This is a genomic window from Stappia sp. TSB10P1A, from assembly GCF_900185725.1.
In the GTDB taxonomy this organism is placed as follows: domain Bacteria; phylum Pseudomonadota; class Alphaproteobacteria; order Rhizobiales; family Stappiaceae; genus Stappia.
In genome coordinates this window covers 103,246-127,615 of the sequence record NZ_FYAU01000020.1, presented here as the reverse complement: position 1 = coordinate 127,615, position 24,370 = coordinate 103,246, and the positions used below count along the sequence as shown (strand labels likewise).

The 24,370-nt window shown below is 68.9% G+C and carries 26 protein-coding genes and 1 riboswitch; of the genes, 6 read left to right on the top strand and 20 right to left on the bottom strand.

From position 1 onward, the window contains the following. Positions 1 to 705 precede the first annotated feature (705 nt). Positions 706 to 1,191: an Rrf2 family transcriptional regulator gene (locus tag TSB10P1A_RS08565; protein WP_186387490.1), complete on the top strand. Its 486-nt coding sequence runs from the start codon at positions 706 to 708 to the stop codon at positions 1,189 to 1,191. A 171-nt stretch (positions 1,192 to 1,362) separates the two neighbouring features. Here the strand turns inward: TSB10P1A_RS08565 and TSB10P1A_RS08560 are convergent, their stop codons facing one another. The 8 genes from TSB10P1A_RS08560 to kynU form a co-directional block, all read right to left on the bottom strand. Beyond that, positions 1,363 to 2,562 (bottom strand): ABC transporter substrate-binding protein, encoded by a 1,200-nt coding sequence (locus tag TSB10P1A_RS08560; RefSeq protein ID WP_186387489.1) that lies wholly within the window; start codon positions 2,560 to 2,562, stop codon positions 1,363 to 1,365. Positions 2,563 to 2,747: 185 nt separating this feature from the next. Next, entirely contained in the window at positions 2,748 to 3,731 is a 984-nt protein-coding gene (locus tag TSB10P1A_RS08555; protein ID WP_186387488.1) for a branched-chain amino acid ABC transporter permease, read from the bottom strand. 14 nt (positions 3,732 to 3,745) lie between these two features. Next, on the bottom strand, positions 3,746 to 4,618 hold the full coding sequence (locus TSB10P1A_RS08550) for a branched-chain amino acid ABC transporter permease (RefSeq protein WP_186387487.1): 873 nt from the start codon (positions 4,616 to 4,618) through the stop codon (positions 3,746 to 3,748). A gap of 5 nt (positions 4,619 to 4,623) precedes the next feature. Then, positions 4,624 to 5,331 carry an ABC transporter ATP-binding protein gene (locus TSB10P1A_RS08545; protein ID WP_186387486.1) on the bottom strand — a complete coding sequence of 236 codons (708 nt, stop codon included), beginning with the start codon at positions 5,329 to 5,331 and terminating at the stop codon, positions 4,624 to 4,626. After that, the gene (locus TSB10P1A_RS08540; RefSeq protein ID WP_186387509.1) at positions 5,328 to 6,098 is read right to left on the bottom strand and encodes an ABC transporter ATP-binding protein; all 771 of its coding nucleotides are present in this window, start codon (positions 6,096 to 6,098) and stop codon (positions 5,328 to 5,330) included. The genes TSB10P1A_RS08545 and TSB10P1A_RS08540 overlap by 4 nt, the downstream gene beginning before the upstream one ends. Positions 6,099 to 6,195: 97 nt before the next feature. Next, on the bottom strand, positions 6,196 to 6,825 hold the full coding sequence (gene kynB, locus TSB10P1A_RS08535; protein WP_186387485.1) for an arylformamidase: 630 nt from the start codon (positions 6,823 to 6,825) through the stop codon (positions 6,196 to 6,198). A gap of 81 nt (positions 6,826 to 6,906) precedes the next feature. Further along, a complete protein-coding gene (gene kynA / locus TSB10P1A_RS08530; protein WP_244293043.1) occupies positions 6,907 to 7,764 on the bottom strand; it encodes a tryptophan 2,3-dioxygenase in 858 nt (285 codons plus the stop codon). Positions 7,765 to 7,781: 17 nt separating this feature from the next. Beyond that, on the bottom strand, positions 7,782 to 9,044 hold the full coding sequence (gene kynU / locus TSB10P1A_RS08525) for a kynureninase (RefSeq protein WP_186387483.1): 1,263 nt from the start codon (positions 9,042 to 9,044) through the stop codon (positions 7,782 to 7,784). A gap of 128 nt (positions 9,045 to 9,172) precedes the next feature. Between kynU and TSB10P1A_RS08520 the strand changes: the two genes are divergently transcribed. Together TSB10P1A_RS08520 and TSB10P1A_RS08515 are read left to right on the top strand one after the other, a co-directional pair. Continuing rightward, a complete protein-coding gene (locus TSB10P1A_RS08520; protein ID WP_186387482.1) occupies positions 9,173 to 9,880 on the top strand; it encodes a GntR family transcriptional regulator in 708 nt (235 codons plus the stop codon). A 179-nt stretch (positions 9,881 to 10,059) separates the two neighbouring features. Continuing rightward, positions 10,060 to 11,442, top strand: coding sequence for an L-serine ammonia-lyase (locus tag TSB10P1A_RS08515; RefSeq protein ID WP_186387481.1), 1,383 nt, complete (start codon positions 10,060 to 10,062; stop codon positions 11,440 to 11,442). 11 nt (positions 11,443 to 11,453) lie between these two features. Here the strand turns inward: TSB10P1A_RS08515 and TSB10P1A_RS08510 are convergent, their stop codons facing one another. Further along, positions 11,454 to 12,797 (bottom strand): NAD(P)H-dependent oxidoreductase, encoded by a 1,344-nt coding sequence (locus TSB10P1A_RS08510; protein WP_186387480.1) that lies wholly within the window; start codon positions 12,795 to 12,797, stop codon positions 11,454 to 11,456. 92 nt (positions 12,798 to 12,889) lie between these two features. Between TSB10P1A_RS08510 and TSB10P1A_RS08505 the strand changes: the two genes are divergently transcribed. Then, a complete protein-coding gene (locus TSB10P1A_RS08505; RefSeq protein WP_371328909.1) occupies positions 12,890 to 13,546 on the top strand; it encodes a thiamine diphosphokinase in 657 nt (218 codons plus the stop codon). On the opposite strand, the gene TSB10P1A_RS08500 is transcribed toward TSB10P1A_RS08505, so the two are convergent. Genes TSB10P1A_RS08500 through thiD form a run of 9 tightly spaced genes read right to left on the bottom strand, consistent with a single transcriptional unit; the run spans position 13,543 to position 20,178 of the window. After that, entirely contained in the window at positions 13,543 to 14,328 is a 786-nt protein-coding gene (locus tag TSB10P1A_RS08500; RefSeq protein ID WP_186387479.1) for an ABC transporter permease, read from the bottom strand. The genes TSB10P1A_RS08505 and TSB10P1A_RS08500 overlap by 4 nt on opposite strands. After that, on the bottom strand, positions 14,325 to 15,059 hold the full coding sequence (locus tag TSB10P1A_RS08495) for an ABC transporter ATP-binding protein (RefSeq protein ID WP_186387478.1): 735 nt from the start codon (positions 15,057 to 15,059) through the stop codon (positions 14,325 to 14,327). The genes TSB10P1A_RS08500 and TSB10P1A_RS08495 overlap by 4 nt, the downstream gene beginning before the upstream one ends. Further along, positions 15,056 to 15,784: a TenA family protein gene (locus TSB10P1A_RS08490; RefSeq protein ID WP_186387477.1), complete on the bottom strand. Its 729-nt coding sequence runs from the start codon at positions 15,782 to 15,784 to the stop codon at positions 15,056 to 15,058. Before TSB10P1A_RS08490 ends, TSB10P1A_RS08495 begins: the two co-directional genes overlap by 4 nt. Beyond that, positions 15,781 to 16,716, bottom strand: a complete 936-nt coding sequence (locus TSB10P1A_RS08485) for an ABC transporter substrate-binding protein (protein ID WP_186387476.1) — start codon at positions 16,714 to 16,716, stop codon at positions 15,781 to 15,783. The genes TSB10P1A_RS08490 and TSB10P1A_RS08485 overlap by 4 nt, the downstream gene beginning before the upstream one ends. Positions 16,717 to 16,756: 40 nt before the next feature. Continuing rightward, positions 16,757 to 17,359 carry a thiamine phosphate synthase gene (locus tag TSB10P1A_RS08480; protein WP_186387475.1) on the bottom strand — a complete coding sequence of 201 codons (603 nt, stop codon included), beginning with the start codon at positions 17,357 to 17,359 and terminating at the stop codon, positions 16,757 to 16,759. Next, on the bottom strand, positions 17,356 to 18,129 hold the full coding sequence (locus TSB10P1A_RS08475) for a thiazole synthase (protein WP_186387474.1): 774 nt from the start codon (positions 18,127 to 18,129) through the stop codon (positions 17,356 to 17,358). The genes TSB10P1A_RS08480 and TSB10P1A_RS08475 overlap by 4 nt, the downstream gene beginning before the upstream one ends. Positions 18,130 to 18,132: 3 nt before the next feature. Further along, complete coding sequence (gene thiS, locus TSB10P1A_RS08470; protein ID WP_097175695.1) at positions 18,133 to 18,330, bottom strand: sulfur carrier protein ThiS; 198 nt, start codon at positions 18,328 to 18,330, stop codon at positions 18,133 to 18,135. Further along, positions 18,299 to 19,309: a glycine oxidase ThiO gene (thiO, locus tag TSB10P1A_RS08465; protein ID WP_186387473.1), complete on the bottom strand. Its 1,011-nt coding sequence runs from the start codon at positions 19,307 to 19,309 to the stop codon at positions 18,299 to 18,301. Before thiO ends, thiS begins: the two co-directional genes overlap by 32 nt. Next, positions 19,306 to 20,178 (bottom strand): bifunctional hydroxymethylpyrimidine kinase/phosphomethylpyrimidine kinase, encoded by an 873-nt coding sequence (thiD, locus tag TSB10P1A_RS08460; RefSeq protein WP_371515080.1) that lies wholly within the window; start codon positions 20,176 to 20,178, stop codon positions 19,306 to 19,308. Before thiD ends, thiO begins: the two co-directional genes overlap by 4 nt. Before the next feature lie 130 nt (positions 20,179 to 20,308). Further along, a riboswitch (TPP riboswitch) is annotated at positions 20,309 to 20,412 on the bottom strand. Positions 20,413 to 20,553: 141 nt separating this feature from the next. Here thiD and TSB10P1A_RS08455 point away from each other — a divergent pair. Then, positions 20,554 to 20,799: a type II toxin-antitoxin system VapB family antitoxin gene (locus TSB10P1A_RS08455; RefSeq protein ID WP_186387472.1), complete on the top strand. Its 246-nt coding sequence runs from the start codon at positions 20,554 to 20,556 to the stop codon at positions 20,797 to 20,799. Further along, positions 20,796 to 21,227, top strand: coding sequence for a type II toxin-antitoxin system VapC family toxin (locus TSB10P1A_RS08450; RefSeq protein ID WP_244293050.1), 432 nt, complete (start codon positions 20,796 to 20,798; stop codon positions 21,225 to 21,227). Before TSB10P1A_RS08455 ends, TSB10P1A_RS08450 begins: the two co-directional genes overlap by 4 nt. Before the next feature lie 11 nt (positions 21,228 to 21,238). Here TSB10P1A_RS08450 and TSB10P1A_RS08445 read toward each other — a convergent pair whose 3' ends face one another. Both TSB10P1A_RS08445 and TSB10P1A_RS08440 read right to left on the bottom strand, forming a co-directional pair. Continuing rightward, a complete protein-coding gene (locus TSB10P1A_RS08445) occupies positions 21,239 to 22,603 on the bottom strand; it encodes an HlyD family type I secretion periplasmic adaptor subunit (RefSeq protein WP_208984778.1) in 1,365 nt (454 codons plus the stop codon). Position 22,604: 1 nt separating this feature from the next. Continuing rightward, positions 22,605 to 24,287, bottom strand: a complete 1,683-nt coding sequence (locus TSB10P1A_RS08440) for a type I secretion system permease/ATPase (RefSeq protein ID WP_208987045.1) — start codon at positions 24,285 to 24,287, stop codon at positions 22,605 to 22,607. Between the last annotated feature and the right edge of the window lie 83 nt (positions 24,288 to 24,370).

The following is a 24,370-nucleotide window of genomic DNA, read 5'->3' as shown; positions in this document are numbered from 1 at the left end:
CCGTCTTCCACAGGCTGATCGCAAACGGAAAGAAGCCAATCGTCGCCCTCACAGCCCTCATGAGAAAGATCGTCGTCATCCTCAACGCCAGAACGAGAGACCACCTCAACGATATGAGTTGATGACAGCCGTGGGGGAGGCACGGCCACGCCCCACCCTCGGAGGTCACCCCGGCCGCAGGCGAAGCCGGAGAGCCGGGGGCTATTGGCTGCCAGAGCGATGGAGAGGGCGCGCCGGCCGAGCCCTACTCCTCGGCTGTCGTCCCGGTCTCAGTGAAGCCGAAAACAGGGGCCCAGTAACCACAGGTCGCGAGGCTCAAGCTTCGGCGCTACCGCCGGGCGGTCGGAGGTTGCCGCCGTCACGCCACCCTCCGCCCCGGCGGATACTGGATACCTGCCTTCGCAGGTATGACAGCCGGGGAGGTGGCGAAGCGCTCCCGCCTCACGCCCGCCTCCCCGCCCGCCTCACTCACGCCCCTCTTTGCGTCCTCCTGCGCGCCGCCCTCTCTTTTCGTCATTCCGGGCAAGGCGAAGCCGCGACCCGAAACCGGCCACGACGTCCAGACGGAACGGCCATCCCGATGCGGTCCGAAAGCCCCTCGAACTGCCGCTGCGGCACAATGGCGCGCGTAAACTTGACTCATTTGGTTAGGTTTTTTCGTCAAAGCCGTTGACGCGGGCGCCCCGGCACCGCATATCTATGCCCATGCGCCTGACCCAGCAGACCAACTACGCCGTCCGCACCCTGATTTACTGTGCGGCAAATCCCGGATCGCCAAGCCGTGTCGCGGATATCGCGGCCAGCTTCGAGATGTCGGAGACCCATCTCTTCAAGATCCTCAAGGTTCTTGTCGATGGCGGCTTCGTGCGCACCCTGCGCGGCCGCAACGGCGGCATCCTGCTCGCCCGCCCGGCGGTGGAGATCACCGTCGGCGAAGTGGTCCGCGCGGCGGAAGAAAGCTTCCTGCTGGCTGAGTGTTTCGAGTCGGGCCGCAAGGACTGTCCGCTGATCACCTCCTGCGGCTTCAACGGGCTGCTGCACGAGGCGCTCGAGGCCTTCATGACGGTGCTCGATTCCCACACCATCGCCGAGCTGGCCGAGGACCGCACCGAGATCCGCTTCCTCTTGAAGATGGATCCGGAGATCGCCGCGCAGAGCAAGGCGACGAGCCTGCAGGGCGCCGGCGCCTGAGGCGCATAGAGACCCTGGCGCCTGAGGCGCAGGCAGACCTGAGACGCAGACAGCGCCGATCCCGACAGGCGACACGAAAACGGCGGCCCCTCGTAAGGCCGCCGTTTCGTTTTCGGCTCCCCATTGAGGGGAGAATCCGGCCGGAGCGAACCGCCCCGGCCGGATCGGGACTCACTCCATTTCGGCGATGACCTCGAAGGTGCTGCCCGACACCTTGAACAGCGCATAGGCGCCCGGCACGTCGCCGGCCTCGTCGAAATTGTGCTCGCCGGCCGCGCCGCGATAGTCGATGGCGGTGCCGGCAGCGATCAGCTCCTTCGCCTTGGCCCACTCGCCCGGCAGGATCGGCTCACCCTCGCCGTTGGAGATCTCGCGCAGCGCCGCCGAGACCTTCGACTTGTCGGCGCCGGCCTTCTCGATGGCCAGCGCCAGCATGAAGGTCGCGTCATAGGACGTGGTGACGAAGATCGCATTCGGATCGCCGCCGATGTCGGAGAAGGCCTTGTTGAAGACTTCCAGCGCGTCCGACTGCTGGCCGACCGGCGCGGAGGCGATGAAGGTCGTCAGGTTGTCGGCCCCGAGCTCGCGGATCGGCGCGTCGGACTTCATGCCGTCACCGCCGACGAAGTTCTCAAAGAAGCCGTTTTCCAGCGCCTGGCGCAGCATGGTCAGGCCCGAGCCGTCACCATAGTCGAGAATGACGAGCGTGTCGGCGCCGCCGGCGGCGAGGTCGGCCAGGTTGGAGCGGTAGGACGCCCGCTCGCCCTCATGCGCGGCAAAGCCGGCGATCTCGCCGCCCTTTTCCTCGAACTCGGCGCGGAACGCCTCGGCAAGGCCCTTGCCGTAGTCATTGTTGAGATAGGCGACCGCCACCTTCGTGGTGCCGCGCTCCAGCAGGGTGCGGGCGAGCGCCCGGCCCTGATAGTCGTCGGAGGGCACGGTGCGGAAGACGGTGTCGTTGTCCTGCAGCGTGGTGATCTCCGGCGAGGTGCCCGACGGGGTGACGATGGTGACGCCGGCGGGGATGGTCACCGAATTGGCGGCGGCGAGCACGGCGCCGGAGCAATGCGGGCCGACGATGGCGATGACGCCTTCCAGGTTGACCGCCTTGGTCGCCGCGTCGGTGGCGTTCTGCGGGTTGCAGGCGCTGTCGCCGACGACGCCGATCAGCTTGCGGCCGTCGAGGATGCCGCCGGCCTCGTTGACCTGGCTGATGGCGAGATTGGCGCTGTCGATCATCGCCGGGGCCATGGCGGCGATCGGACCGGAAATGCCGCCGAGCAGGCCGATCTTCACGTCCGCATGGGCGGGCGCCGCAAGCGCCGTCGCTCCCAGAAGGGCGGCGAGGGCCGCGATACGCAACGTCTTCATGATGAACCTCCACCTTGTGGTTATCCGGCCGGTGCGAAGTCTCGCCGGCCGTTCGCTGTCTCGCGGAGGCGGCTCCCGGGGCCCGCAGGCCGTGCCGTGGATGCCGCTTTCCGCGCTTGCGGCAGCCGGTCGCCCGGCTGCCCGGTGGCGGCAGTTTCAACCGAAACGCGCCGCCCTCACAAGCCTCAATCGGATGCCGCCGGCGGGCGTGCACCTTGCGCCGCGGCCTCCGGCCGGCGCCCCTTGCCCCGCGGCTCGGGCAGCAGCCCCTCGGGGCGGAAACGCAGCACCAGTTGCAGCATCAGGCCGATCAGGAAGACGCGCAGGTACTTCGCCTTGACCGCGTATTCATGCGGCAGCCGGTCGGTGACGATCTCCGACACGGACCAGATGATCCAGACCACGGCAACGCCGAGAATGGCGCCGCGATTGTTGCCCGAGCCGCCGAGGATCAGCATGATCCAGACCAGGAAGGTCGCGACCATCGGGTCGATCGCCTCCGGCGTGATCGTGCGGTTGAAATGGACGAAGAGCGCGCCGCCGAGCCCCATCAGTGCCGAGCCGAAGATGAAGGCCTCGAGCCGCCGATAGGGCACGTCCTTGCCCATGGCCCGCGCCGCATCCTCGTTGTCGCGGATCGCCCGCATCATCCGTCCCCAGGGCGAGGCGAACTGCCGCTCGACCAGGAGATAGGCGGCGAGCAGCACGCCGGCGACGATGGCGAGATAGGCAAGCTGCGACATTGTATAGGCAAGGTCGCCGAAGGGGCGCGGGATGTTGGTGATGCCGCGCGCCGCATTGGTCAGCCAGCCTTCCGACTTGACGACGAGGCGGATGATCTCGGCGACGCCGATGGTGGCGATGGCGAGATAGTCGGAGCGCAGGCGCAGACAGATCTTGCCGATCGGCCAGGCGATCAGCCCGGCCGCCACCATCGCGCCCAGCCAACCGACCGGCACCGGCAGGTCGAAGCCGCCGACGCGCCCCGGCACGAAGGGCGTGGTCAGGATCGCGGACGTGTAGGCGCCGACGGCGAAGAAGCCGGCGATGCCCGCGTTAAAGAGGCCGGTATAGCCCCACTGGATGTTCAGCCCCAGCGCCAGCAGCGCATAGATGCCGATGAAGATCGCCATGAAGACGGCGTAGTTGACGAAGCCGAGCCATTCCATCGCGCGCGACCTCCTTACAAGACCTTGCCCTTGAGCAGGCCGGTCGGCCGCACAAGGAGCATCAACAGCAGGATGGCGAAGGCAGTCGCCGCCTTGTATTCGGTCGGCAGGACAAGCGCCGACATCTCCTCGGCGATGCCGACGATCAGCCCGCCGAGCACCGCGCCCTCGACGCGGCCGACACCGCCGAGAATGGCGGCGGCGAACATCGGCAGCAGCATCGACCAGCCCATCATCGCCTTGAGCTCGTAGTTGAGGCCGAGGAAGACGCCGGCCGCCGCGCACAGGGCGCCGACGATCGTCCAGGTGAGCAGCACGACCTTGCGGTTGTCGACGCCCGACAGGAGCGCAAGGTCCGGATTGTCGGACATCGCCCGCATCGCCTTGCCCCACTTGCTGTATTTCAGGAAGAGCTGCAGCGCGACGACAAGCCCGACCATGGCCAGAACGGTGATCAGCTCGCGGTCGCGGATGCGAATGCCGAACCAGTTCTCGGGCCGCACGATGCCGCGGGTATAGGTCTGGGAATCGACCCCCCATACGATCTGCACGACGGCACGCACCATCAAGGCGACGCCGAGCGAGGCCATCACCGTGACGATCTTCGGCCGCTCGCGCAGATAGGCGTAGAAGGTCCTGTCGATGCCGACGGCGACCGCCGCGGTCACCGCCATCGCCACCGGCAGCGCGACATAGGGAGAGACGCCGCCCAGCGTGACCACGGCCAGCGCCAGGAAGGCGCCGAGCGTGGCAAGGTCGCCATGGGCGAGATGGGCATAGCGCAGGATCGCGAAGACCAGGGTGATGCCGACCGCGCCGAGCGCATAGATCGACCCGACGACGATGCCCGGCACCAGGTAGAAGTTGACGATTTCCATCGCACCCATGGCGATCAGCCTCCCAGGAACATGGCTGCGACATCCTCGTCGGCGAGGAGCTCGGCACCCGTGCCCTCGTGCCGGTTGGCGCCGGAGGCGAGCACATAGCCGCGATCGGCGAAGGCGAGCGCCTGCTTGGCGTGCTGCTCGACCAGGAGGATGGTCACGCCGGTGTCGCGCACGTCGCGGCAGATCTGGAAGATCTGCTCCATGTATTTCGGCGAAAGCCCGGCCGTCGGCTCGTCGAGCAGCAGCAGCTTGGGCTCCAGCATCAGGGCGCGGCCCATGGCGACCATCTGGCGCTGGCCGCCGGACAGGTTGCCGGCGAGCGCCTTGCGCCGCTCCTTGAGGTCGGGGAACAGGGCATAGACCCGGTCATAGGCGGCCGACAGGTCGCCGGAGCGCAGGAAGGCGCCCATTTCCAGGTTCTCGTGCACCGTCATCTCGCGGAAGACGTTGTTGACCTGCGGCACGTAGCACACGCCGGCCTCGACGATGCGGTTGGGCTCAAGGCCGGTGACGTCGGCCCCGTCCACCCGGATCGTGCCGCCGCGCACATGCAGCAGGCCGAAGATCGCCTTCATCGCCGTCGACTTGCCGGCGCCGTTCGGGCCGACGATGACGACGATTTCGGACGGGGCCGCGCGCAGGGTCACGCCCTGCAGGATGTCGGCCTCGCCATAGCCGCCGACGACGTCGCGCATGTCGAGAATGTCGCTCATGCGGCATCTCCCACGCTCTCGCCAAGATAGGCTTCCAGCACCCGCGGGTCGGAGCGCACGGTGGCGAAGTCGCCCTCGATCAGCACCCGCCCCTCGGCCATGCAGATCACCGGATCGCAAAGCTTCTCGATCATCTCCATATCGTGCTCGATGAGGACGAAGGTGTAGCCGCGCTCGCGGTTGAGAATGGCGATCTTCTCCTCCAGCTTGCGCAGCAGGGTGCGGTTGACGCCGGCGGCCGGCTCGTCGAGCAGCACGAGCTTGGCGTCCGTCATCATGGTACGGCCGAGCTCCAGCAGCTTCTTCTGGCCGCCGGACAGGTTGCCGGCGCGCTCGTCCGCCACATGCGACAGTTCCAGGAAGGCCAACGTCTCGAGCGCGCGGGCCTGCACCCGCTCCTCGTCGGCGCGCACCCGGCCCGGCGACAGCCAGTTGGCGAGCAGCCCCTCGCCCGACTGGCGCGGCGGCACCATCATCAGGTTCTCCAGCGCCGTCAGCCGGTGGAATTCGTGCGGGATCTGGAAGGTGCGCACCAGGCCGAGATGGAAGCGCTTGTCCGTGGAAAGGCCGGTGACGTCGCGCCCGAGATAGCGGATGCGCCCGGAGGTCGGCGGAATGGCGCCGGCCACCATGTTGAACGTCGTCGTCTTGCCGGCACCGTTGGGTCCGATCAGTCCGGTGATCGTGCCCTCGCGCACGGAGAAGCTGCAGCCGTCGACGGCGCGGAAGCCGCCATAGCTCATCACGAGGTCCTTGACCTCCAGCATCGTGTCCTGTCCGCTCATCCTACCCTCGCCGGGACCGTTCGGTCCGATGCGGCGGCCTTTCCGGCCGCTCTTCCTGCCGCTGGCATTGTCGCGCGCCCTAAAGGCGCCGCAACAGGGCGCGCACCGGCGCCGCGTCGAGCCCTTCTAGCTTCAATGGCGGGGCGATCAACTCATAATCCCCGGTTTCGACATGCGCGAGGGCGAGATTTTCCAGAATCCGCATGTCGTGGCGCCGGAATGCCATATGGGCGGGCAGATCCTTCGAGGTTTCGGGATCGACGGACGGGACGTCGACACCGACGAGACGCACGCCATGCGCGGCGAGCAGGTCCACCGTCTCGGGGTCAAGCGCGCGAAAGCCTTCGGGCCAGACCTGCGGATCGAGCGTTTCGGCAAGGCGCAGCAACACGCGCGGCGGCGCGCCGTCGAGATATCGCTCGATTTCGTGAGGCAGGCAGAGCGGGCCCTCCCCGCGCGCATCGATCAGCCGGGCCGGGCCGATGAAGCCCGCCAGCGGCAGGGCATCGATCGCGGCGCCGGCCGCATCGTAATGGAGCGGCGCGTCGGCATGGGCGCCGCAATGGGTGGAGAGCGAGACGGCGGTGACGTTGACCGGGCAGCCGGGGCCGATGGCGAAGGTTCTCTCCACCCGGTAGGGCGCATCGCCCGGAAACACCGCAGCGCCCGGACGCAGCGGCGGCGTGATGTCGATCAGTCCCGTCGGCATGAAGCCCCTCCCATGACGCCCGTTTCCATCAAGCCCCTCCCAAGGCCGGCCCCGTTCCCGAAGGCATAGTGCGCGCCGCGCTCACATGTCGGCGCGGATCTCCCACAATTCGGGAAACAGCACCACTTCCAGCATCCGGCGCAGATACATGACGCCGGAGGTGCCGCCGGTGCCGCGCTTGAAGCCGATGATGCGCTCCACCGTGGTGACGTGGTTGAAGCGCCAGCGGCGGAAATAGTCCTCGAAATCGACCAGCTTCTCGGCGAGGTCATAGAGCGACCAGTAGCGGTGCGGGTCGCGATAGACCTCCAGCCAGGCGCGGGCGACGCTGTCGTTGCGCTCATAGGGCTGCGAGACGTCGCGGGCCAGATGCGCCTCGTCGACCGGCAGGCCGGAGCGGGCGAGCAGGCGGATCGCCTCGTCATAGATGCTGGTGTCGCGGCGGATGTGGTCGAGCCAGTGATGAATGCGCGGCACATGCGCATGCGGGCGCATCATCGCCGCGTTCTTGTTGCCGGCGAGAAACTCGATCGCCCGGTACTGATGCGACTGGAAGCCGGAGGACTGGCCGAGATCGCCGCGAAACAGGGTGTATTCCGAGGGCGTCATGGTGCGCAGCACCTGCCAGGCGCCGGTGAGCTGTTCGAAGATCCGCGAGACGCGGGTCAGCATCTTGAAGGCCGGCGGCAGGTCGTCGGCGGCGATGCGCGCCTTGGCGGCGGCCAGTTCGTGGATGGCGAGCTTCATCCACAGTTCCGACGTCTGATGCTGGATGATGAACAGCATCTCGTCATGGGCCTCGGACAGCGGGTTCTGCGCCGTCAGGATGCGGCCAAGGCACAGATAGTCGCCATAGGACATGCGACCGTCGAATTCCATCTCGGCGCCGTCCTCGGCCGGATCGAAGGGGCCGCTGGCATAGGGGCTGCGCGTGTCCATCTCTCCTCCCTCGCCGCTCATGTGACCTTCGCCCGCTTGTGGAACTCCGGCCGGTCCCAGGCGCGCGTCTCCATGATCTCCTGGAGGATGTCGCAAGCGGCCATCACATCGGCATGGGAGAGGTAGAGCGGGGTGAAGCCGAAGCGGACAATGTCCGGCGCGCGGAAGTCGCCGATGACGCCGCGGGCGATCAGCGCCTGCATCAAGGCATAGCCCTGCTCGAAGCGGAACGAGACCTGGCTGCCGCGCGCGCGCGGATCGCGGGGGCTGGCGAGCTCCAACTCCGGACAGCGGCGCTCGACCTCGGAACGGAACAGCTCGGACAGCGAGATGGACTTGGCGCGCAGCGCCGCCATGTCGACGCCGTCAAAAGCGGTGAGCGCCGCCTCCAGCGCCGTCAGCGACAGGATCGGCGGCGTGCCGACGCGCATGCGGCCGATGCCGGTATCGGCGCGGTAGTCGAGATCGAAGGCGAAGGGCGCGGCATGGCCCATCCAGCCGGTCAGCGGCGGCGCGACATGATCGAGATGGCGCTGCGCGACATAGAGAAAGGCCGGAGCGCCGGGCCCGCCGTTCAGGTATTTGTAGCCGCAGCCGACGGCAAAATCCGCGCCGGCCGCATCCAGCTCCACCGGCAGGGCGCCGGCCGAGTGGGCAAGGTCCCAGATGGTCAGCGCGCCGGCGGCATGGGCGATCGCGGTGATCGCCGCCATGTCGTGCAGGCGGCCGGTGCGGTAGTCGACCTCGGTCAGCATGACGACGGCGACATCCTCGCTGATCGCCGCCTCGACCTCCTCCGGCGCGACAATCTTCAACTCGTGGCCCCGGCCGAGCAGGTCGCGCAGGCCCTGCGCCATGTAGAGGTCGGTCGGGAAGTTGCCGCTGTCGGAGAGGATCACCTTGCGCTCGGGGCGCAGCGCCAGCGCGGCCGCCAGAACCTTGAAGACATTGACCGACGTGCTGTCGCAGGCGGTCACCTGTCCGGGCGCAGCGCCGATGATGCGGGCGATACGGTCGCCGACACGCTGCGGCAGGTCGATCCAGCCATGCTCGTTCCAGGCGCGGATGAGGCTCTCGCCCCACTCCTTCGCAACCGCCTCGGCGAGGCGGGCGGGCACGGCGCTCGGCAGCACGCCGAGCGAATTGCCGTCGAGATAGATCACGCCGTCAGGGATCGAGAAGAGCGCGCGCTTGCCGGCAAGCGGGTCGTCGCGGTCGCGTGCGGCAATGTCGGGAGCCCCGTTCGAGGCTCCGCCGGCCGCGTCCTGGCCTGTCAGCATGTCCGTCTCCTGTCCTGACGCGGGCGATCCTAACAGGGTGGACGACAGGTGCCAAGGATTATATATAATACGCCTGATTATATCGAAACCAGCACGCCGGAGGGTTCGGCGGCGCCGCACGGAAGCCCATGGCCAAGACCGAGGAAGCCTATGAACGGCTGAAGGCCGACCTGCTGCGCAGCCGCATCGCGCCGGGCGCGTCGCTGGTCGTCGCCGGACTGAAGGCGCGCTACGGCCTCGGCTGGACGCCGCTGCGCGAGGCGCTGTCGCGGCTGGAGGCGGAAGGGCTGGTGGTTTCCGAGCGCAATCGCGGCTACCGGGTGGCGCCGGTCTCCGCCGCCGCGATCCGCGACCTGCAGCTTGCCCGCCGCACCGTGGAGGAGACGCTGCTGGTGCGCTCCATCGAGGCGGGAGACGCCGACTGGGAAGCACGGATCGTCGCCGCCCATCACCGCCTGTCGCTAACCCCGCCCCCGGAGCCCGGCGCCGACGATGCCGGCATGTCGCTGTGGGAGGAACGGCACGATGCCTTCCACGCCGCGCTGCTGTCGGCCGGACGCTCCGACAGCCTTGCCCGCTTCCAGCAGCAGATCACCGAGCAGTTGCAGCGCCATCACCGGCACATGCTGTTCGACCCAGCCGGCCGGCACGGGCTCTCCCCGGCGGCCATGGCCGATCTCCGCGCCCTGGTCGGGCGCACGCTCGGCCTTACCCATCACACCGCCCTGATGGAGGCGACGCTCGCCCGCGACAGCGCCGGCGCCGTGGCGCTGCTCGCCGAGCACATCGGCTTCTCGCTCGCCGTCTACGCCTTCCTGTGGCCCGAAGATGCCTAAGGGGGACGCCTGAGCCCTTTGTCGCGACCTGCGAAAGCGACAGGGATTTTCCCCAATCCGTCACGCTTCCCGGCAACGGGTGACACGGGCCGATTCCCGACGCATGATCGCCGCCGCGCGGCGGGTGCGGGAGAGATCCGCGCGCACCGGCGACACGCCGGCGGCTTCGGGAGGGTCATGTGTTCATCAGCGTTTTCGACATCTTCAAGATCGGCATCGGCCCGTCGTCCTCGCACACGATGGGACCGATGGTGGCGGCCGCGCACTTTCTGGACCTGTTGCGCGAACGGAGCTTGAAGCCGGCACGCCTTGCCGTGTCGCTGCACGGCTCGCTCGCCTTCACCGGCAAGGGCCACGCCAGCGACCGGGCGATCTGCCTCGGCCTGCTCGGCCACGATCCAGCGACGATCAATCCCGACTGCATCGAGGACGAGATCGCGAAGCTGACACGCGACAAGCGCCTGGCGGTGGAGGGCGTCGGCCACATGGCGTTCGACCCGGCCGCCGATCTCGTCTTCGATTACGGTCCGCCGCTGCCGGGCCATGCCAACGGCATGATCTTCCGCGCCTTCGACGCAGACGGCGCGGAACTGGCGCAGGACACGATCTACTCGGTCGGCGGCGGCTTCGTCGTCAGCGAGGCGGAGCTTGCCGCGCAGAGCGAGCCGATGGCCGGCACGGTGGAGGCGGGCGTGCCCTTCCCCTTCAAGACCGCGGCGGAAATGCTGGCGATGGGCCGCGACAGCGGGTTGTCCATCGCCGAGATGAAGCGGCGCAACGAGATCGCGCGCAATCCCGACAGCGACCTGGAGGCCGGGCTCGACCGCATCTGGAGCGTGATGAACGCCTGCCTGGAGCGCGGACTGTCGCGCGACGGCACCCTGCCCGGCGGGCTCAACGTCAAGCGGCGGGCGCATCAGATCCACGCCAAGCTGGTCGGAGAGACCGGGCAGAACCGCCCCTTCCAGCACACGGTGATGGACTGGCTCGGCGTCTATGCGATGGCGGTCAACGAGGAAAACGCGGCCGGCGGCACGCTGGTCACCGCGCCGACCAACGGGGCGGCCGGCGTGGTGCCGGCGGTGCTGCGCTACTATCTCGACCACTGCCCCGACTGCACGCAGGCGGGCATCCGCTCGTTCCTGCTGGTCGCGGCGGCGATCGGCGGCATCATCAAGGCCAATGCCTCGATCTCGGGCGCGGAGGTCGGCTGCCAGGGCGAGGTCGGCTCGGCCTCGGCGATGGCGGCCGCCGGCCTGTGCGCCGCGCTCGGCGGCACCAACGAGCAGGTGGAAAACGCGGCCGAGATCGCGCTCGAACACCATCTCGGCATGACCTGCGATCCGATCGGCGGGTTGGTGCAGGTGCCCTGCATCGAGCGCAACGCCTTCGGCGCGGTCAAGGCGGTCACCGCCGCCTCGCTGTCGCTGCGGGGCGACGGCACCCATCTGGTGCCGCTGGACAGTTGCATCGAGACGATGCGCCAGACCGGCCTCGACATGACCGACAAGTACAAGGAAACCTCGAAGGGCGGACTTGCGGTCAATGTCGTGGCTTGCTGAAGGCCGAACCGTCAGCCGGCGCTGAACTCGGCCTCCATCTCGCGGCGGAAGCGCACCGCCGTCTGGGTCGTGTCGATGGCGACATCGTCCCAGCGCAGCATCTCGCCTTCGGCGATATCGCGCAGCAGCTTGACATGGGCGGCAAGGCCGAGCGGCAGCAGGCCGCGCTCCAGCGACACCGACGCCGGCTGCTGCTTGCCCCACACGGTCGCGCCGCCCTCGCCGTCCAGCATCTCGCCGGCCTTGAGATTGCGCTTGGCGGTCGCCACCACATCGGCGACGAAGCCGCGCGGCATGCCGGTCGGCTCCTTGCGCAGGACGGCGGAGGCGACCGACAGGCCGAGTTCCATGCCGATCATGTGGGTCGGCCGATAGAGCGCGGCATAGCGGCCGGTCTCGTCCTCCAGCATGTGATATTCGCGGAAGCACTGGCGGGCGTAATCCGTCTCGCCCTCGATCACCACGAAAGTGCCCATGGCGAGGTGATGCGGCACGTCGGCGCCGTCGCGCGTCAGCGAGGAGACGACCTCGGTGGTGCCGGTGATCGGCAGGGTGCCGCCGGCCTCCTTCGGCCGCAGCACGGTGGAGAGCTCGAAGCGGCTCGCCGGCGGGAAGGACAACCCGTCCGGCTGGGGCAGCAGGCCGGTGGCGTTGCACACCGCCGTCATCTCGATGCCCGACTTGGTACCGTCGAGGAACGAGTTGAACATCTTCGGGTTGATCAGGCTGCGGTCGGTGATGTGCAGATACTGGGTCAGCACGTCCCAGACCGTCTCCGGCGTCAGTTGGTGATAGGTCGGAAGGTAGCGGGTGCCCTTGCCGGCGCACACGACCTTGAAGCCGCAGGCGCGCGCCCAGTCGACATGCTCGCAGATCAGCGCCGGCTGGTCGCCCCAGGCCAGCGAGTAGACGACGCCGGCCTGCTCGGCCCGCCGCGCGAGCAGCGGCCCGGCGAGAACGTCGGCCTCGACATTGACCATCACCACATGCTTGCCGGCCTCGATCACCGCAAGCGCATGGCGGATGCCGACCGCCGGATCGCCGGTCGCCTCGATCACCACCTCGACGCGGCCATCCGACAGCACGGCGGCAAGATCATTGGTGACGAAGGTGGCGCCGCTGGCGCAGGCCTCGTCCAGCGAGGCCGCGGCGGCCTGTTCCGAGGGCCAGCCGCAGGTCGCCAGCGTGCGGCGCGCGCGGGCCGGATCGAGATCGACGATCGCCGCCACATGCACGCCGACGGTGAGGCGGGCCTGGGTCAGGTACATGGAGCCGAACTTTCCGGCACCGATCAAAGCCACACGCACCGGGCGACCCGCCTCGGCCCGATGGGCAAGCATGTTGGACAGATTCATGCAGTCCTCCCTTTTGCGGGAGCATGGCCGGGAAAAAGCCGATATTACAAGGCAGATTTCGCAATATCTCCTATTGCATGGAGGACGGACCGATGATCGGAAGAGCGCCGTTCGTGATCCTGCTCGGCGGGGATCTCACGCCGACGCAGCGGCTTCTGCGACAGATCGCCGGCGCGCGCGCCATCGCCGCCGATGGCGGCATCCGCCATGCGACGCCGCTCGGCCTGCGTCCGGAACTGTGGGTCGGCGACTTCGACTCCAGCGGCGGCGACCTCACCGCCGCTTGGCGCGAGGTGCCGCGCCAACGCCACCCGGAGGCGAAGGACATGACCGATGGGGAATTGGCGGCGGCGGAAGCGATCGCGCGCGGCGCCAGCGGCCTCGTCATCGCCGGCGCCTTCGGCGGCGAGCGCTTCGACCACGCCATGGGCAACCTGCTGCAGGGCGCGGCGCTGAGGGCGCGCGGGCTGCCGGTGCTGATGACCAGCGGCCACGAGGAAGGCTGGCCGCTGCTGCCCGGCGAACAGGAAATCGACCTGCCCGCCGGCTCGCTGTTCTCGGTGCTGGCGCTCTCCGACCTTGCCGGCCTGACGCTGCGCGGCGTCGAATGGCCGCTCACGAACCGCGACGTGCCGATGGGCTCCTCGCTCACCCTGTCCAACCGGGTGGCGGGCGGCGAGGGTCTGCGCATCGGCCTCGGGCGCGGCAACGCGGTGCTGCTCGCCCGGCCGCATCTCGGCGCACTTTAAAACGTGTCGAGGCTCTCGCGCGACCAGGAAGCCATCCGCCGCGTCGCCACCGAGACGAGGCCATAGAGCGCCACCGCGAAGGCCGCCAGCACGAAGAGGCTGGCGAACATCAGGTCGGTCTTGGCCCGGCCGTTGGCCAGCAGCATCAGATAGCCGAGACCCTGGGACGCCCCCACCCACTCGCCGATCACCGCGCCGATGGGCGCATAGACGGCGGCAAGCCTCAGACCCGAGCCGAAGGCCGGCAGGCCCGCCGGCAGGCGGATATGCAGCAGCGTGCGCGTGGGCGTCGCGCCCATGGTGCGGGCAAGGTCGAGCAGGCCGGGATCGGTGCGGCGCAACCCGTCATAGAAGGTGGAAACCACCGGAAAGTAGATGATCAGCAGCGCCATGGCGATCTTCGAGGCCATGCCGTAGCCGAGCCACAGGGTCAGCAGCGGCGCCAGCGCGAAGACCGGCACCGCCTGGCTGAACACCATGATCGGCAGGGCGATGCGGCGCGCGGCCGGCGAGATCATCAGGTGCAGCGCGGTGGCAGCACCGAGCAGGGCGCCGAAGACGAGACCGATCAGCACCTCGGCAATGGTGATGAGCGCATGGTCGGCGATCAGGCCGATATTGTCGGCAAGCGTCACCGCCACCCGCCAGGGACCGGGCAGGATGAAGGGCGGAACGCCGCTGAGCCAGACGATGGCCTGCCACAGCGACAGGGCGACCGCGACCGCAACCAGCGCGTCGCGCAGCCGCTGCAGCGGTGTCAGGCGGACGGTTGAACTCGTCATGCCGCCCTCCCCCGCAGCGCGCGGAACAGGCGCGCCTGCATCTCCATCGTCTCGGGCGCATCGACCGCGCGGATCGGCGGCGAGGCGGGCGCGGCGACCCGGGCCAACCCCTCCTCCGACAGGATGAAGAGGTGATGGCCGAGGCGGACGGCCTCGGCCGGATCGTGGGTGACGAGCAGCACGGTGCGCCCCTCCAGCACCTCGAAGGCGAGTTCCTGCATCTCCGCCCGCGTGCGGGCATCGAGCGCGGCGAAGGGCTCGTCGAGCAGCACGATGGGGCGGTCCTCCATCAGCACGCGGGCGAGCGCCACCCGCTGGCGCATGCCGCCGGACAGGCTCGCCGGCCGCTTGTCGACATGGCCGGCAAGGCCGACGCGCTCGATCAGGGCGCGGGCGCGGGCAAGATCCGGCGCCTCGCCGCGCAGGCGCGCGCCGAGCGTCACGTTGCCGACGACGTCGAGCCAGGGCGCCAGAAGGTCCGACTGGGCCATGAAGGCGATGCGGGTGGCGACCGGCGCGCCGTCGCTCGCCGAGATTTCGCCCTCGAACGTTCCGCCGGTGTCGAGCCCGGCAAACAGGCGCAGCACCGTCGACTTGCCGACGCCGGAGGGCCCGAGCAGGCAGGTCCAGCCGCCGGCAGAGATCGGGAGATCGAGGCCGGAGAACAGCGGCCGGCCGGCGTGATGGAAGTCGCCGGTCAGCCGTAGGGCGGGGGCCGCTACCCTGCTCACGTCAGGTCCGGGGCGAGCGTCGGGCCGCGCAGCCCCATTTCCCAGAAGCCGACTTCCAGCCGCGTGGCGGTGCGGAAGCGCTTCGACAGGCTGGCCCAGCGCGGCAGGGCGGTCGGCGCCTCGCCGAGGCGCCCGCGCATGGACGTCTCGATCAGCTCGCCGACGCTGGCGCACAGGCCCTGATAGCCGTCGCCGGCATAGGTGTCGATCCACTGCCGGTACGGCGTGTCGGCCGCGCCCTCGCGGGCAAGCCTTGCGCCGATCTCGCCATAGCCCATGACGCAGGGCGCCAGCGCGGCGACGAGATCGAGAAAGTCGCCCGACATGCCGGCATCCAGCACGAAGCGCGTATAGGCAAGGTTCTCCCGCTCCTCGGCCGCCGCCAGCAGGGCCGCTTCCGGAATGCCGGCCTTGCCGCAGATGTCGACATGCAGGCTCATCTCGGCGTCCATCAACCCGTTGACGATGGAGGCGGCAAAGCGCGCCTCCGCGATCGTCTCGGACTTGACCACCGCCAGCGCCCAGGCGCGGGCGAAGTGGAACAGGAAGATATAGTCCTGTGTCAGATAGTGCAGGAAGGTCTCCCGTGGCAGCGTGCCGGCGCCGAGCTGTTCCACGAAGGCATGATGCGTGTAGGCGTGCCAGTCGCCCGCCGCTTCCCGGCGCCAGGCACCGAACACCGGCGATCCGTAATCGCCGGCCACGATGATCCCGCCGCCGCTCATTGGACGCTCACATCGATGGCGATGTCGGACACCGGGCGGATCGTCTCGATCAGACCGTGCTCCTTCAGGAACTCCTCGAAGCGGACATAGCGGCCATGGTCGAGCGCCGCCGGACGCAGGGCGAAGCGGCGGATCGTGTCGGCCCAGGAGCGCTTGTTGAGCTCGTCGTTGAGCTCCGGCGCGGTGCCGGCATAGATCGCAAAGCTCTCGTCCGGATGGTTGACGATGTACTGGGTGGCGCGCTCGGTCGCGGCCAGGAAGCGGACGATCTTCGCCCTGTCCATCAGCTCCGGATTGGCGACATAGATCAGCTCGTCATAGGAGGGCATGCCCTCCTCCTCGATGAAGAAGCAGCGACCCTTGACGCCCTCGATCTCCATCTGGTGCAGCTCGACATTGCGATAGGCGCCGATCACCGCATCGACCTGTCCGGACATGACGGAGGGGGCGAGCGACCAGTTGACGTTGACCATCTCGACATCGTCCATCGTCAGCCCGTGACGGGAGAGAACGGCACGCATCTGCGCTTCCTCGACGCCGGCGACGGAGTAGCCGACCTTGCGGCCCTTGAGGTCGGCGATGGTCTTCACCGGGCCGTCGTCCTTGACCATCAGGCAGTTGAGCGGCGAGGCGATCAGCGTGCCGACGCGCTTCAAGGGCAGGCCTTCGGCGACCTGCAGATGGATCTGCGGCTGGTAGGAGACGGCAAGCTCCGCCTTGCCGGCGGCGACCAGCTTCGGCGGGGCGGACGGGTCGGCCGGGGCGACGATCTCGACGTCGAGGCCTTCGTCGGCGAAGAAGCCCTTCTCCTTGGCGATGATGATCGGCCCATGATCAGGGTTTACGTACCAGTCGAGCAGCAGCGTCATCTTGTCGGCGGCAGCGGCCGGCAAGGCAAAAAGGAGGGCGAGAACGAGTGTCAGGATACGCATTGGTGACGAACCTCGGCTGGGGGGTTAGGGAGGTCCAGGATCAGGCCCGCGTTACGGCGAGCCATTGCCGGACGCGGTCCTCGGGATCCTGGTTGAGGGTGATGTCGGTGACGGCAGAGACGATGTCGGCGCCGGCGGCGAAGGCGCCGGGCGCGCGCTCGACACTCATGCCGCCGATGGCGACGAGCGGGATGTCGCCGATCCGGCGCTTCCAGTCGGTAAGCTTTTCCAATCCCTGCGGTGCCCATTTCATCTGTTTCAGGATGGTCGGATAGACCGGCCCGAGCGCGATATAGTCCGGCGAGGCGGCAAGCGCGGTCTCCAGCTCTTCACCGTCGTGACTGGACAGGCCCAGGCCGAGCCCGGCGCGGCGGATCGCGCCGACATCGGCATCGGCAAGGTCTTCCTGGCCGAGATGGACGAAGCGGCAGCCCTCGTCGATGGCGAGTTGCCAATAGTCGTTGACCACCAGCAGGCAGTCATGCGCAAGGCAGGTCGCCTCGGCGGCGCGGATCTCAGCGCGCAGCTCCGCCGTGCTGCGGTCCTTGATCCGCAATTGCACGAGACGCACGCCGAGCGGCACGAGGCGGTCGATCCAGGCGGCGCTGTCGACGATGGGATAGAAGCGGTCGAGGGCGGTCATTCGAGAAATGCCTTTCCGAGCACCGGCGTGGAGGGGGCGGCCATGTCGCGCGGCTCCATCGCCCCGGCCGCAAAGGCAAGGCGGCCGGCCTCCACGGCCTTGGCGAAGGCGCTCGCCATGGCGACCGGATCGCCGGCCTTGGCGACCGCCGTGTTGAGCAGCACCGCGTCATAGCCGAGTTCCATGGCGGCGGCGGCATGGGAGGGCACGCCGAGGCCGGCGTCGACCACCAGCGGCACGTTCGGGAAATGCGCGCGCAGCGAGCGCAGGCCATAGACATTGTTGAGCCCGCGGGCCGAGCCGATGGGCGCCCCCCAGGGCATCAGGACCTCGCAGCCGGCCTCGATGAGCCGCTCGGCGACGCCGAGATCCTCGGTGCAATAGGGGAACACCTGGAACCCCTCGCCGGAGAGGATACGCGCCGCCTCGACCAGGCCGAACACATCGGGGGCCAGCGTCTCGGCATCGTTGATGACCTCGAGCTTGATCCAGGGCGTGCCGAAGACCTCTCGCGCCATCTTCGCCGTGGTCACCGCCTCGCGTACCGAATGGCAACCGGCGGTATTGGGCAGGACGCGGACGCCGAGGTCGCGGATGAAGCCCCAGAAGTCCTGCCCCGCGCGGCCGGAGCCGGACTCGCGCCGCAGCGACACGGTGACGATGTCGCAGCCGCTGGCGCGCACCGCCTCGGCCATGATCGCCGGGGAGGGATAGAGCGCGGTGCCGAGCAGCAGCGGGCTTTCGACGGTTTCGCCGTAGAAGACGGGCATGGGTCAGCCTCCCTGCATGGGGGCGAGGATCTCGACCCGGTCGCCGTCGCGCACCTGCGTGTCGGCGCGCTCCTCGGCCGGCACGAAATCGCCGTTGAGGGCGGTGGCGACGATGGCGTCGCCATAGTCGAGCGCCTCGAGGATCGCGGCCAGCGACCCCGGCGCAAGCTCAAGCGGAGCGCCGTTGACGGTTATGGCCATGGAAGAACTCCGGTTCGGTTTCAGGTTCGAGAAGCAGGGCCGCGACCTGCTGCGCCAGTGCCGGCGACAGCAGGTAGCCGTGGCGATAGGTGCCGTTGGCGCGCAGGATGCGGCCGTCGCGCAACAGGCGCGGCAGGTTGTCGGGGAAGGCCGGCCGCGCATCGACGCCGGTCTCCAGGATCTCGGCCTCGGCAAAGGCGGGGGTGAGCGTATAGGCGGAGCCGAGCAGTTCCATCATCGAGCGGGCGGTGATGCGCCAGCGCTCGCTGCTCTCGATCATGGTGGCGCCGACCATGAACACCCCCTCGCCGCGCGGCACCACATAAAGCGGGATGCGCGGGTGCAGCAGGCGCACGGGCCGCGACAGCGCAACGTCCGGCGCATGCAGCACCAGCATCTCGCCCTTGACGCCGCGCAGTTCCGGCACATCGGCCGCAGCGCCAAGGCCGCGGCAGTCGATCACTTGATCGCCCGGCGCATCCTGCGGCAGCATGTCCGTGTTGAAGCGCAGGTCGGCGCCGAGCCCTTGCAGCCGGGCGACGAGATCAGCGAGCGCCCGGCGCGGATCGAGGTGACCTTCGCCGGCAAAGAACAGACCCTGACGGAAGCGGCCCGCAAGGTCCGGCTCCAGTTCGGCGATGCGCGCGCCGTCGACGCTCTCGTGCCCCTCGGTCAGGCGGGCGAAGCGGCGCAGGTCCGCCGTGTCGCGCGGCGGGGCGACGACGAGGCTGCCGTTGAGGACGACGCCGCCGACGCGCTGCGACCACCAGGCGATGGCGTCGCGGCCGAGCCGGACCACCGGCTCCTCGGCGCTCTCGCCCTCACACCAGGGGGCGAGCATGCCGCCCGCCCACCAGGAGCAGGAGGCAGGGCCCGGTGCCTCGGCACGCTCGAACAGGATGACCTCCTGCCCGCGCTCGGCGAGCACGGTGGCAACGCAGAGGCCGACGACGCCGCCGCCGATGACGGAGATCTTCATCGCGCCTCCTCCCGCCACAGGGCATGGAAATGGTGCACCGGACCATGGCCCGAGCCGACATGCAGCGTGTCGGCCGCCGCGATCGCCGCATGCAGCCAGGAATGCGCTTCGGCGACGGCCGCCGCGAGCGGCAGGCCCCTCGCGAGCCCGGCGGCAATCGCCGAAGACAGCGTGCAGCCGGTGCCGTGGGTGTTGCGGGTCTCGATCCGCTGCGACGTGAAGGCGCGCGGCGGCTCGCCGGCAGCAAGCAGCAGGTCGGTGCACTGCGCCCCTTCGCCGTGCCCGCCCTTCATCAGGACGGCGGCCGGCCCGAGCGCCAGCAGGGCACGGCCCTGCCTTTCGGCCTCCGCCGGATCGCGCACCGGCGCCTCGCCGAGCAGGCTCGCGGCTTCCGGCAGGTTCGGCGTGATCACGGTGGCGCGGGGCAGCAACTGCTCCTTCAAGGCGGCGATCGCCTCCCCGCGCAGCAGCTTGGCGCCGGACTTGGCGACGATGACCGGATCGAGCACCACCGGCCCGGCATAATCGGCGAGCGCGGCGGCGACACAGGCGACGATCTCCGGCGAGGACAGCATGCCGATCTTCACCGCGCCGACGTCGAGATCGTCGAGAACGGCGGCGATCTGGCCGGCGACCACGTCGAGCGGCACGTCGTGGATATGCGTCACCGCGCGGGTGTTCTGCGCGGTGATCGCGGTGATGACGCTGGCGCCATAGACACCGAGCGCGGAGAAGGTCTTGAGGTCCGCCTGGATGCCGGCGCCGCCGCTGCTGTCGGAGCCGGCGATGGTCAGCGCAATGGCGGGGGCAATGGCCGCCCCTCTGCCCGCGCCGCCTGCGGCATGGTCCGGTTTCGTGTTGCTGGCCACGACGTTCCCGCTCGTGCTGGGCGCGCGCCCGGACAAGGGGAACGACGCCTGCGTCAAAGACACGATCCGGACAGCGGTTTTCGGGAGACGGATGGCCGCGATCTTGCGGCAAGGCCCGGCCTTGCGGCCGTTCGGGCTTGCATTCGTTCCCTACGCCGGCATGACCCGGATCAGGTTCAGTGGGTTGACGCGTTGCGCGTCTCTCAGCCGGTCAGGGCACCCCAACGAATTTTGCGGCACGATAGGAGGGAAGGACGGGGACGTCAAGCGGGCTCGAACGACGCGAAAATGGCATCGCAAACCGCTACGGCAGTTGTATATTCAAGGTGGATATACAATAGTGTCTCCTGGCGAGACCATCTGCCGGAGGCTTCGATGCCGCTCTACATTCGCGATGACGGTGTTGCCGCCCTTGCCGAGGAACTGGCGAAACTGACCAACGCCCCGAGCAAGACGGAAGCCGTTCGAACCGCCCTGCGCCACGAAATCGCCAGGCGGCGCAAGTCCGTGCCGCTGGCCGAAAGACTGGCGGAGCTGCAGGACCGGGCGAGCCGGCTGGGATTGCCCAATCCCGACTTCGACATGAAACGCTTCAGCGACGAGATGTGGGACGAGGACTGATGTTCGTCGACGCATCGGCCATCGTCGCCGTCCTCAACCAGGAGACCGGCTGGGAGCGGATTGCCCAGCGCATGGCCGACAGTCCGAGCCTGTTGCTGGCCTCCCCGCTCGTGCGGTTCGAGGCGGTTCTCGCGCTGGCGCGCGCCGCATCACGCGACAGAGGCGTCCAGCAGCGCTCCGATGCCGAAATGATCGCCGCCGCGCGGGACCTTGTCGACGACTTCCTGTCCGAAATCGGAGCAACCGAGGTTCCCATCACCCGCGAGATCGGAGAAGCGGCCCTTCTGGCGGCTGCGGCCTATGGAAAGTTGGTCGGCCATCCGGCGGCCCTCAACTTCGGCGACTGCTTCTCGCATGCCTGCGCCAGGGTCCACGGCACTGCCCTGCTCTACAAGGGTGAAGACTTTGCCCGAACCGATCTCGCCTGACCGGACCTCGCCTACCGCTCGCGCAGGGCGTGGGCGATCTGGTCGGTGACCGGGCGCACCAGATAGGAGAGGATCGTGCGCTCCTCGGTGGTGATGAAGGCTTCCGCCGGCATGCCGGGCACCAGCAGCCCGCCGTCGAGACGCGACAGTTCCTCGTCCGGAATGACCAGACGGACGATGTAATAGCGCGCGCCGGTGACGGCATCGCGGGCAAGGTCGGCGGAAATGGTGCGCACATGGGCGGCGAGTTCCGGCGTCGTGCGCTGGTCGAAGCCGGGGAAGCGGACGCGCGCCTGCTGTCCCGGCACGATCTGCGCGATGTCGCGCGGCTGCACCTGCGCCTCGATCACCAGAAGATCGCCCTGCGGCACGATCAACATCAGGGTCTCGCCGGAGGCGACGACGCCGCCGACCGTGTGCACGGCCAACTGGTGCACCGTCCCGGCATGCGGACTGCGGATCTCGACGCGGCGAAGCTGGTCCTCGGCGGCGATCTTCTGCTCCTCCAGCCGGGCGATGCGGGCGCGGGTGTCCTGCAACTGCTCCAGCACTTCGGCGCGGGACTGCTCGTCGATCTGCAGCATCAGGATGCGCCGCTCGCTGATCGCCTCGTTGACCTCGGCGATCTTGGCGACGAGCCCGCCATGCTCGCCCTGGAGGCGGGTGCGGTCCCGCTGCAGGGCGGTGACGCGGGCGCGGGCGACGAGACGCTTTTCGAGCAAGGCGGTGAGATCGACCAGTTCGTCCTCGATCAGGGCAATCTCCTCACCCTTGGCGGAAAGCTGCGAGTCCAGCCCCTCGATCTGGCTGCGATACTGGACGATCTGCTCGGCGAGCTGATCCTTGCGGCCGGCGATGGAGTTGCGCCGCGCCTGCATCAGGCTCGTCTGGCTCTCCTCGACCAGAGCCAACTGGTCGTCGTCGGCAAGGCCGCGGGCGCGCTCGTTGAAGGTGGCGACGTCAAGTCCGTCGCGCTCGGCGACAAGGCGGGCTTCCTGGGCATAGAGGTCGACGAGCTGGCGGGAGACCACGGCGAGATTGGCGCGGGTCACCGTGTCGTCGAGGCGCACGAGCAGGTCGCCGGCGGCGACGCGGTCGCCGTTCTCCACGGCGATCTCGCGGACGATCCCGCCTTCCTGATGCTGGATGCGGCGGACATTGCTCTCCACCACGACGGTGGCGGGCGCGACCACCGCCCCGGAAATCCGCGCCAGCGCCGCAAAGCCGCCGAAGCCGCCGACCAGTAGCACCGAGACCAGCAGCGCGGCCAGCAGATGGCGGCGCACGCTGCGGGTCAACTGGCGATCGACCGCGGAGGCGGTGCCTGACGCTGCGTTTGTCGTCCTGTCTGCCGCCCTGTCCATCGGGTGGGTCATCTCACGCCACCCCCGACTGCGGCACCGGGGCGACGACGCGCTTCAGCACCTCCTCCTTCGGCCCGAACGCGGCCATGCGCCCGTCGCGCAGGCACAGGACCTTGTCGACTGCGGCAATGGCGCTCGGCCGGTGGGCGATCACGACGACAATGCAACCGGCGGCGCGGATCTCGCGGATGGCTCTGGTCAACGCCGCTTCGCCGTCGGAATCGAGATTGGAGTTCGGCTCGTCCAGAACCACCAGGAAGGGCTTGCGGAACAGGGCTCGGGCCAGCGCGATGCGCTGCTGCTGCCCGCCCGACAGCATCATGCCTTCCGAGCCGATCAGCGTGTTGTAGCCCTCCGGCAGGCCGGTGACGAAGTCGTGGATGTCGGCCATGCGCGCGGCCTCGATCACCGCCTCGGCCTCCACATCGGGCTCGAAGCGGGCGATGTTCTCCGTCACCGTGCCGTCGAAGAGCTGCACGTCCTGCGGCAGGTAGCCGACGATGCGGCCACGGCGGGCCGGCGGCCATTGCGACAGTTCCGCGCCGTCGAGGCGCACCGCCCCGTGCAGCGGCGGCGCCAGGCCGACCAGGGCGCGGGCGAGCGTCGACTTGCCCGAACCGGAGGGGCCGATGATGCCGAGGCCGTCGCCGGCGGCAAGCTCGAAGGCGACCCCCTGCACCACCGGCCGGTTCATGCCGGCGGGGCCGCAGGCCAGGTGCTCGACAGTGAGCCCGCGCTGCGGCAGGGGCAGTTCCAGGCGCTCCATGTCGGCGTCGGCGAGCTTGGCGAAGACCTCGCGCAGGCGCCGGCGGCCGAGACGGGCGGCGGCGAAGGATCGCCAGTGGGCGACCGCCTGTTCCACCGGGGCGAGCGCACGGGAGGTGAGGATCGAACCGGCGATGACGACGCCCGGCGACACCTCGTGCAGGATGGCGAGCCAGGCGCCGAGGCCGAGCACCGCCGACTGCAACAGGAAGCGCACGGTCTTGATGGCAGTGGCGAAGAAGCCGGACCAGTCCTGCGCCCGGCGCTGTACGTCCAGGAAGGCCTCGTTCTCGCGCTCCCAGCGCTGCATCAGGGCGCCTTCCATCGCCATGGCGCCGAGCGCCTCGGCGTTGCGGCGGCCGGCTTCTTCCACCGCGGCGCGGCGGCTGGAGGCCCGCGCCGCCTCAGAGACCGGCTTGCGCGAGGTCGCCTCGTTGAGGCCGATCAGGATGCAGATCAGCACCGCGCCGCCGATGGCGAGCCAGCCGAGCAGCGGATGGAACAGAAAGAGCAGGGCGAAATAGACCGGCATCCACGGCAGGTCGAAGATCGCCGACGGGCCGGGGCCGGACATGAAGGTGCGGACCGCGTCGAGATCCTGCACCGGTCGCAGCTTTGCCGCGCCCGCGCCCAGGCGCAGCGGCAGCCGGCTGGAGACGATGAACGCGAGGCCCGACAGCCGCGCGTCGATGCGCTGGCCGATGCGCGAGAGGATGCGCGAGCGCAGGCCCTCCAGCAGGCCGAAGACGGCATAGAGCACAAGGGCGAAGCCGCTGATCACCAGGAGCGTGGGAACCGACCCGCTGGCGAGGACCCGGTCATAGACCTGCAGCATGTAGAGCGGGCCGGTCAGCATCAGCAGATTGACCAGCAGGCTGACCAGCGCGACACCGAACAGCGCTGAGCGCACCGCGCGGAAGACCCCGTCCACCGCCGTAGGGCCCGCAAGGGGATCCGTCCTCGATGTGTCCTTGCGCAAGTCTCAGTCCCGACCGCTGTGCATCACCTGATATC

What these genes read in the sequence shown, in the direction of transcription:
- TSB10P1A_RS08565 (WP_186387490.1), top strand. Translation starts at nt 706, where the DNA reads ATGCGCCTGACCCAGCAGACCAACTACGCCGTCCGCACCCTGATTTAC.
- TSB10P1A_RS08560 (WP_186387489.1), bottom strand. Translation starts at nt 2,562, where the DNA reads ATGAAGACGTTGCGTATCGCGGCCCTCGCCGCCCTTCTGGGAGCGACG.
- TSB10P1A_RS08555 (WP_186387488.1), bottom strand. Translation starts at nt 3,731, where the DNA reads ATGGAATGGCTCGGCTTCGTCAACTACGCCGTCTTCATGGCGATCTTC.
- TSB10P1A_RS08550 (WP_186387487.1), bottom strand. Translation starts at nt 4,618, where the DNA reads ATGGGTGCGATGGAAATCGTCAACTTCTACCTGGTGCCGGGCATCGTC.
- TSB10P1A_RS08545 (WP_186387486.1), bottom strand. Translation starts at nt 5,331, where the DNA reads ATGAGCGACATTCTCGACATGCGCGACGTCGTCGGCGGCTATGGCGAG.
- TSB10P1A_RS08540 (WP_186387509.1), bottom strand. Translation starts at nt 6,098, where the DNA reads ATGCTGGAGGTCAAGGACCTCGTGATGAGCTATGGCGGCTTCCGCGCC.
- kynB (WP_186387485.1), bottom strand. Translation starts at nt 6,825, where the DNA reads ATGCCGACGGGACTGATCGACATCACGCCGCCGCTGCGTCCGGGCGCT.
- kynA (WP_244293043.1), bottom strand. Translation starts at nt 7,764, where the DNA reads ATGGACACGCGCAGCCCCTATGCCAGCGGCCCCTTCGATCCGGCCGAG.
- kynU (WP_186387483.1), bottom strand. Translation starts at nt 9,044, where the DNA reads ATGCTGACAGGCCAGGACGCGGCCGGCGGAGCCTCGAACGGGGCTCCC.
- TSB10P1A_RS08520 (WP_186387482.1), top strand. Translation starts at nt 9,173, where the DNA reads ATGGCCAAGACCGAGGAAGCCTATGAACGGCTGAAGGCCGACCTGCTG.
- TSB10P1A_RS08510 (WP_186387480.1), bottom strand. Translation starts at nt 12,797, where the DNA reads ATGAATCTGTCCAACATGCTTGCCCATCGGGCCGAGGCGGGTCGCCCG.
- TSB10P1A_RS08505 (WP_371328909.1), top strand. Translation starts at nt 12,890, where the DNA reads ATGATCGGAAGAGCGCCGTTCGTGATCCTGCTCGGCGGGGATCTCACG.
- TSB10P1A_RS08500 (WP_186387479.1), bottom strand. Translation starts at nt 14,328, where the DNA reads ATGACGAGTTCAACCGTCCGCCTGACACCGCTGCAGCGGCTGCGCGAC.
- TSB10P1A_RS08490 (WP_186387477.1), bottom strand. Translation starts at nt 15,784, where the DNA reads ATGAGCGGCGGCGGGATCATCGTGGCCGGCGATTACGGATCGCCGGTG.
- TSB10P1A_RS08485 (WP_186387476.1), bottom strand. Translation starts at nt 16,716, where the DNA reads ATGCGTATCCTGACACTCGTTCTCGCCCTCCTTTTTGCCTTGCCGGCC.
- TSB10P1A_RS08480 (WP_186387475.1), bottom strand. Translation starts at nt 17,359, where the DNA reads ATGACCGCCCTCGACCGCTTCTATCCCATCGTCGACAGCGCCGCCTGG.
- TSB10P1A_RS08475 (WP_186387474.1), bottom strand. Translation starts at nt 18,129, where the DNA reads ATGCCCGTCTTCTACGGCGAAACCGTCGAAAGCCCGCTGCTGCTCGGC.
- thiS (WP_097175695.1), bottom strand. Translation starts at nt 18,330, where the DNA reads ATGGCCATAACCGTCAACGGCGCTCCGCTTGAGCTTGCGCCGGGGTCG.
- thiO (WP_186387473.1), bottom strand. Translation starts at nt 19,309, where the DNA reads ATGAAGATCTCCGTCATCGGCGGCGGCGTCGTCGGCCTCTGCGTTGCC.
- TSB10P1A_RS08455 (WP_186387472.1), top strand. Translation starts at nt 20,554, where the DNA reads ATGCCGCTCTACATTCGCGATGACGGTGTTGCCGCCCTTGCCGAGGAA.
- TSB10P1A_RS08445 (WP_208984778.1), bottom strand. Translation starts at nt 22,603, where the DNA reads ATGACCCACCCGATGGACAGGGCGGCAGACAGGACGACAAACGCAGCG.